The following is a 7,553-nucleotide window of genomic DNA, read 5'->3' as shown; positions in this document are numbered from 1 at the left end:
AGCGCGTATGCGCTGCAGCGCCTCGCTGAGACCGACATAGCAGTTCGCTACGCGCTGCGAGCGATGAATCCCCTCGCGGTGAGCGGTGCCGACTACACCTCTTTCAATCGGGACGGCGCGCTATCCCTGTTCGATCCGGTCACCGGCGCTGGTGCGCTTACGAGCGAATGGCTGCGTGATCGTTCGGACCTGTTGTACTGGCATCTGGTGCGTAACCGCGATGATATTCTTGCGGAGGTGCCAGACTCTGGGGGCGCGGCGGTCGAGTTCATCGATCGGCAAGTCGTTGACGGGCAAGTCGTCGAAGAGCGCATTCGAGTGGGGTTTTCGATTTCGCAGCCTCGTACGCTTGCTTTCGGTTCCGAGCAGGCCGACGAATGGCGAGGCTCAGGGCACGCGGACAGCCTCTACGGTGGCGGCGGCAACGATCGGCTCATCGGTCTTGCAGGGGATGACTACTTGCAGGGAGACGGTGGTTCAGACTTCCTAAACGGTGAAGCGGGGGACGACACCCTGGTCGGCGGCAAGGATACCGATGTCCTGATCGGCGGTGCGGGCGCAGACCTCTATCGTTGGCGCAGAGGTGACGGTTTGGACTATGTCATCGATTTCGCAGGCGACGGGTTCGGAGGCGACGGTGTCGGAACGGTAGAGTTCCTGGGCGCGACGCTCACGGGGTCGCTCGCGATTACCGATCAGAGTGCAAGCGAGCGGGTTTACACAGGGCCGAGGGGGCTGACTTACACCCTGACGGGCCATCACTCAGGGCGTGGCATTCTCACTGTCAGGAAGCCCGATGAACCGGGAGGTGCATCGATCGTGGGCTTTCGGTCAGGTGATCTCGGATTGACGCTGAGTGCGCCGGAGCCGATCGAGAGAACCCTGCAGGCGGGAAGTTCCGACGCCGATACGCTCTCCAGCCGTACGGAGCGCGAGCAAGTCTTCGGCTACGAGGGCAACGACCGCATCACGCTTCCCCACGCTCAGACCGAGGGTCACGGCGACGTGGGCAATGACTATCTCAGCGACAGCCCAGGTGACCAGAGGCTATTCGGCGAGGCGGGGCGCGACATTCTCATCGCCACAGTCGGTGCGGACGAAATCTATGGTGGAGAGGACGCCGATGCGTTGCAAGGCGGAATGGGTGACGACTACCTGAACGCTGGAACGGGGGACGACGTCGCCGATGGCGGGCCCGGATCGGACGTAGTCGAAGGGGGCGATGGCAACGATTTCATCTTGGGTGGGGGCAGCCTCGTGCCCGGGATCGAATGGTCGTCCAGCGGCGAGCCTGATCTCTTCGGGGCGCTCGTAATGCCTGGGCAGATCACCGGCGTACAGGGCATGATCGGCGAAATCAACGTCGAGGGCGACGACGCCGACATGATAGACGCCGGCTCAGGCAATGACACCGTGCTCGCCGGTGATGGCGGAGATCTTGTGCTCGGAGGCCCCGGTGCCGACTACATGGTCGGTCAAGCGGGGAATGATGTTCTGAACGGTGAAGACGACGATGACGTTCTCCTCGGTGACGGGAGCGAGGGATCGCTTGAGATCGCTGGGCAGCGGTACTTCACGCTTCCGATTGCGCACGGCGACGATCTGTTGGCGGGGGGCCAAGGCAACGATCGCTTGGAGGGTGATGGCGGCGCCGATCAGCTCTACGGCAATGAAGGTGATGACTCGCTGGACGGGGACAGCGGCTGGCTGGAAGCCAGGTATCACGGCGACGACTACTTGGATGGGGGCGAGGGCAACGACTGGGTGACCGGTAGCGGTGGGAATGACACCTTGTACGGCGGTGCAGGCGATGACCGGATGCAGGGTGATTCGTCGCTGGTGCCAGGCGTCTTCAAGGGGAACGACCGCCTCTTCGGTGGTGAGGGGGCAGACCGAATGGTCGGCGATGGCGGAGCCGATCAACTGTACGGTGAAGCAGGTGATGACTTTCTGTTCGGCGACGCAGACGACAACGACGTTGGCTATGACGGCGCCGATGTGCTCGACGGCGGTGAAGGCAACGACTACCTGCGCGGGTACGGAGGCGATGATCTGCTTGTCGGTGGTGCTGGGGACGACATGCTCGTCGGCGATGGCGGTGGCACACGCGCAGGCGAGATAGGCAACGACACGCTCGTCGGTGGCAGCGGCTTCGACCGCATGGACGGCGGACGCGGTGACGATCGCTACGAGTTTGGCGTAGGCGATGGCATCGACAAGATCTTCGACTCGTCAGGCGTCAACACCGCAGTGTTTGGTGGTGGTATCTCCGCATCTGCAATCACGGTGCACCAAGGGCGGGATGAGAGCGGTACGTACGCCGTGATCGACTACGGCACAGGCGACGCACTGGCCGTGGAGAACGGCTTCACCGGTGGAATTCAGTTTTATCGGTTTGCGGACGGGACCGTGCTGACTCCGGCAGAACTCACACGGCGCTTGGATCGGGCGGCCTATGCTCCAGTCAAGGGGAGCACTGGAGACGAAACACTCGCGAGCTCCGAACTGCTCGAAGTACTGGAGGGCGGCGCAGGCAACGACGTCTACCTTTTCACTGCCAACGGCGGCCGCGACATCGTTGTCGACGTCGACGGGACAGACGCGCTGCGCTTCGACGCGATCGTGATGCCCGACCAGGTCGCCTTCACGCGTACGTCACGCGGCGACCTTGTCGTCGGATTGCAGAGCGGCAGTGAAGTTCTGATCGAGGGACACTACCTTGCCAATGAAAGGCGTGTGGAGACGATCCAGTTCTTCGATGGCACGACGCTCGACACCACAACTCTCGACGCGCTTCCGATTGCGGCGATTGCAGGTTCCAGCGGGGACGACTGGCTCACCGGAACTGACTTCGCCGATACGCTCACCGGCGGGCCTGGGCGCGACACGCTCACCGGCGGGGCAGGCGCCGACACTTATGTGTTCCATGCGGGGGATGGCGAGGACGTCATCATCGATGCAGACGCGTCGCCGCACTACAGCGCGCACGACAGATTGCAGATCTACGGCTTTACGCGGGACGACCTGGCGTTCGAACGAAATGTGGACGGCACGCTTACCGTGCGAGGCATTACTCCCGGTGACGCCATCAGACTTCCGCACTTCTATGACGCGGCGAATCGCATCGAAGAGATCCAACTCTTTCCGGATGAGTTGTCGAGCGAGCCTGACGCAACGATTCCCACCTGGGAACTCGACTCGATCCCGACAATGCCCGTGTTCGGGACGGGCGCCGATGAAGCGCTTGCTGGCAGTGATGCCGCGGATACTCTGCTCGGCGAAGGTGGCAACGACTTCGTCACCGGGCTCGAAGGGAGCGACCTGCTTTTCGGCGGCGACGGCGACGATACGCTCTTCGGTGGATATGGCAACGACACTCTGAACGGCGAGGACGGCGCCGACCTGCTCTACGGCGACGGCGGTGACGATTTGTTGATAGGTGGAGAGGGCGACGATCGTCTCTACGGTGGCGACGGCGAAGACACGCTCTGCGGCGGCGCCGGTGCGGATCAGCAAAGTGGCGGCCTCGGGCGCGATCGCTTTGCCGACATACATCTTGCTGATGGCGATGCGATACTGGATATCGAGAGAAGCGAGGTCGTCGCCCTGATGGACGTCGACAGCTTCTCGGGATTGTTCGCCACCACCGCCATCCGAGACGGTGTCCCCGGTCTGCTGATCAAGAGCACCGAGGCAGCGCCGACAGGACTCTTCCTGGGAGGTAGCCTCACTCAGCTCGATGCACTCGATCCTAAGTTCGAACTCGCAAATGGCGAACGCATGTCCCTCTCGACTCTGATGGACCAGGCGTTCAGGATGGATGTGACGCTTGTGGGGACGTCCATCGGCGATGCGCTCAAAGCTTACGCGGGCAACGACACACTGCACGGCCTTGCTGGCGACGACCGCCTGGTTGGCGGCGCGGGGGAAGATCTGCTCGACGGTGGGGACGGCAACGACGAACTCATTGGTGGCGCGGGAAGCGACACCCTGCACGGCGGGTTGGGGGACGACATCTATACCGTCGATGCAAAAGACATCCTCCATGAACTCGCAGGGGAAGGCTTCGATACCGTCGTCGCGGACTTTTCAGCAACACTCGGCGCGAACCTGGAGGCACTGAGACTTACCGGAGGTGCCGCGCTCGATGCGACCGGTAATGCACTAGCGAACGTACTCACTGGCAATGACGCGGCGAACGCACTCGTCGGGCTCGAGGGTGACGACGTGCTCTTCGGGAACGAAGGGGGCGACACGCTGATTGGCGGGACCGGCGACGATCTCCTCTTCGGTGATGGAGGAGATGACGAGTACGTGTTTTCGCTCGGCGACGGCTGGGACACCATCGAGGATCGCTCCGGGATCAATGTCGTAACCTTTGGCACCGGGGTCACTGCGTCCGGTCTGGCCGTCGATACCTATCTCGGGGACGATGGGGCGACCTATCTATCCTTGGCATATGGCGAAGGCGACGTGCTTGCTATCCGCGACGGCCTGCTCGGGTCTGTCAGCGCGTACCGGTTCACCGATGGCTCGGTGCTCACACAGCGGGACCTCCTCAATACCTTGGGACCGCTTTCGGTCAAGGGCGGTATAGGCAACGACACGGCCACTGGCGCGGGTGCAGCGGACGTGCTGGTTGGCTCGGATGGCGACGATTTCCTCTATGGCGGCGCGGGCGACGATGTACTGCGCGGTGGCGCAGGTCATGACCGCCTCTATGGCGAAGCTGGTGACGACCTTCTCGATGGTGGAGCCGGGAACGACCTGCTCGTTGGCGGCGCGGGCGAGGATACGTACGCCTTCGGCTGGGGAGCAGGTGCCGATCGCATCGAAGAGGATGGCGTCGACGCGAGTTACCTGCGCGTCGGGCCCGCGATCGACTTCAACGACTTGGTGACAGCGCGCACGGGCAACGATCTCACGCTTACCCTCCGCAACAACCCGGAAAGTGCAATCACCATCGCAGGTTACTTTGCCACGGAGACGGATTGGCACGTCGTGTCCGCCTCCGGCGAGACGCGTCTGTTGGGGGATGTGATCGCGTCATCATCATCGGTGCCGGGCGGCCCGGTCGCCGTTGCCATTACCAACTATGAGATGCAGGTCAAGGCTGCATACTTCACTTCCCTCGGCAAGATCGGATTCGGGAGCACCGGCCCCGATGAATTTCAAGTTTCCGGCACTGTTTACGACGGGGAGGGAACGTACACGCACACGACCTATTCCCGTTACGGGATTCGCATAGTGCAGCGGGCGAGCGACGACTCCATGATCCAACGTACTTCGCCGGCGTTTGAGGCAGATACGCGCTCGGAATCGAGCCAAACGGAACTGCACGTCGTGTCGGTTAAGCCTGGCTCACAGGGTGTGACAAAGGCGCTGAAACAGACTGGCATTGGCTGGAGGTTCGTGCCGGCATCCGGGGCCGTCTCTGCGACGACGATGCCCGAGTCTGGTATTGGGGTGTCTCGCGCTGCTGGTGACTACTCGTCGATGCAAGCGTCGTCGCTGCAAGGTTTCTGGGTTCCAGAAACGTCCGGGTCGACCGACGTGTCTGCGGTTGCACGCTACGTTCCGGTGGAAAGCGTGGTACGGATCACGAACGCGACCACGTACGAGACTGCATACCTCAACATCGAGGAAATTCGCGGTGGTGCCGGCGACAACTTGATTCGGGCGTCGGACTACAGCGTAATCGACGGCGGGGCGGGTGCCGATCTCATTGTCGTTGATGACGAACCCGCGTATGTGCTGACCGATGCGACCCGCGGCTATGGGCGTCTGGGTAGTCTGTTGTACGGAAACAAGGGCAACGACTCGCTGGTGGGCGGCGCTGGGAACGACATTCTCATCGGCGGGGCGGGCCGGGACGAATTGTCGGGTGGTGCCGGTGCCGATACTTACGCCCGCGTTGGGGAAGGTAGCGATTGGATCACCGATACTGGCGAGGACTTCGACCGCTACCGGCATACCTACTTCAATACTTCCAACTTCAGCGACCTGGAAGTGCGTGAGAGGGGAGGGGGATCGTACCTTGACCGTGTGGCATTCGCCGAATTCGGACTCGATATCGGTGAAGTACCGGTGCTCTTCGATAGTCCGCAAGACGGTCTCGAGTGGGTTCTGCACTCACCCAGATACTGGTTGGAACGCGCCCGTGAGGAATATGCCGTCCTCCTCGCATGGGATGGGACGGGTGATCCACCCACTGTATTGGGAGATACCGCGTACGATGTGCGAAAGAAGATCGAGCGATATGAGGCGGAGATAGCTCGGGAGGAAAGTCACTATCTCGATCGCTTCGTCTATGTCGAGCCGCTGCCGCCGCTGCCCATCATCGCGGGCAATGACTACGCGGCGATCGAGCCGTACTACGGCAATGCGGTGTGGGTCGACCGCGTGGAACTCGCGGAAACGTGGCATCCCGAGGCGCTGACGGTCTCGATAAGTCAGGCTGACGGAAAGCCAGACCTTCTCTATCTCGATCATCCGGATGGCGACCGGATTACGATCACGCTCGCGCGTGCCGACGACCCGATCGGCACTGGCGTCGAAGTGTTCGCATTCGCTGACGGCACCGAGTTCACGATCCGGCAGGTGCTTGTGCTTGAGAATGCACCGCGGCACATCCTCGGCTCCGACGGTGACGACTTCCTGCGTGGGGGTTCCCGTCCGGACACGCTCGCCGGCGGCCCCGGCGACGACACTTACTTCGTCGGTGCCGGCGACCTCGTGACCGAGCGCCTGGGGCAGGGTGTGGACACCGTCGTCGCCGGTCAGAGCTGGTCCCTGGGCAAGCACATCGAGAACCTGACGCTGACCGGTACCGGTGATTTCAGCGGAACAGGAAACAATCTTCCTAACATTCTCATCGGCAATGCCGGCAACAACTGGCTCGACGGCCGCGGTGGTGCAGACGAGATGTCGGGTGGGCGGGGCGACGATACCTACATCGTCGCGCAAGGGGCCGACCTCGTGATCGAGTACGCTGACGAAGGCACGGATAGCGTCCTCGCAAGCGTCGGCTACACGCTCGACGAGAACCTCGAAAACCTGACCCTCACCGGTGAGCGTGCGATCAACGGAACCGGCAATGATCTCGCCAACGTGCTCACGGGGAATGGCGCAAACAACAGGCTCGCCGGCGGGGCGGGTGACGATCGCCTCGATGGTCTCGGCGGTGCCGACACGCTCGTGGGCGGCCTGGGTAACGACACTTACGTGCTCGGCCCTGGCTACGGCACCGATACCATCGTCGAGAACGACTCGACGTCGGGCAACACCGACCGTGCCGTGTTTCTCACCGGAATCGAGTACGATCAGATCTGGTTTCGGCGAGTCGACGACGATCTCGAGGCCAGCGTCATCGGCACCTCGGATGCATACGTTCTCCGCGACTGGTATCGGAGTGCCGCGCGCCGCGTCGAGCGCTTCGAGACCATGGACGGCGACAGGATCCTGCTGCACTCACAGGTCCAGACCCTGGTGGATGCCATGGCAGGGTTCACACCGCCTGCGCCAGGCTTAACCACGCTGCCCCTCGACTATCA

Annotated in this window: 1 protein-coding gene and 10 pseudogenes; all 11 read left to right on the top strand. The window is 62.4% G+C overall.

Going from position 1 to position 7,553, the window contains the following annotated elements; genetic code table 11:
• The first annotated feature begins 63 nt into the window (after positions 1-63).
• A pseudogene (locus JNK68_13685) lies at positions 64-567 on the top strand (hypothetical protein).
• Positions 568-1,140: 573 nt separating this feature from the next.
• A pseudogene (locus JNK68_13680) lies at positions 1,141-1,536 on the top strand (hypothetical protein).
• Positions 1,537-1,584: 48 nt separating this feature from the next.
• Positions 1,585-1,818 (top strand): annotated as a pseudogene (locus JNK68_13675) (hypothetical protein).
• Positions 1,819-1,974, top strand: a pseudogene (locus tag JNK68_13670) (hypothetical protein). It begins immediately after the preceding pseudogene.
• Positions 1,975-2,160: 186 nt separating this feature from the next.
• Positions 2,161-2,916 (top strand): annotated as a pseudogene (locus JNK68_13665) (hypothetical protein).
• 294 nt (positions 2,917-3,210) lie between these two features.
• Positions 3,211-3,513, top strand: a pseudogene (locus tag JNK68_13660) (RTX toxin).
• 96 nt (positions 3,514-3,609) lie between these two features.
• Positions 3,610-4,014: pseudogene (locus tag JNK68_13655) on the top strand (calcium-binding protein).
• Positions 4,015-4,227: 213 nt separating this feature from the next.
• Positions 4,228-4,692: pseudogene (locus JNK68_13650) on the top strand (hypothetical protein).
• A 408-nt stretch (positions 4,693-5,100) separates the two neighbouring features.
• Positions 5,101-5,901 (top strand): annotated as a pseudogene (locus tag JNK68_13645) (hypothetical protein).
• A gap of 729 nt (positions 5,902-6,630) precedes the next feature.
• Positions 6,631-6,951 (top strand): annotated as a pseudogene (locus JNK68_13640) (hypothetical protein).
• On the top strand, positions 6,925-7,553 hold a 629-nt coding region (locus JNK68_13635), incomplete at its 3' end, for an Ig family protein (protein MBL8541395.1). The pseudogene JNK68_13640 and the gene JNK68_13635, both read left to right, overlap by 27 nt.

It is taken from the genome of Betaproteobacteria bacterium (assembly GCA_016791345.1).
GTDB lineage: Bacteria > Pseudomonadota > Gammaproteobacteria > Burkholderiales > JAEUMW01 > JAEUMW01.
Note: the sequence above shows the minus strand (reverse complement) of the source record. Positions and strands in the feature narration are given on the sequence as shown.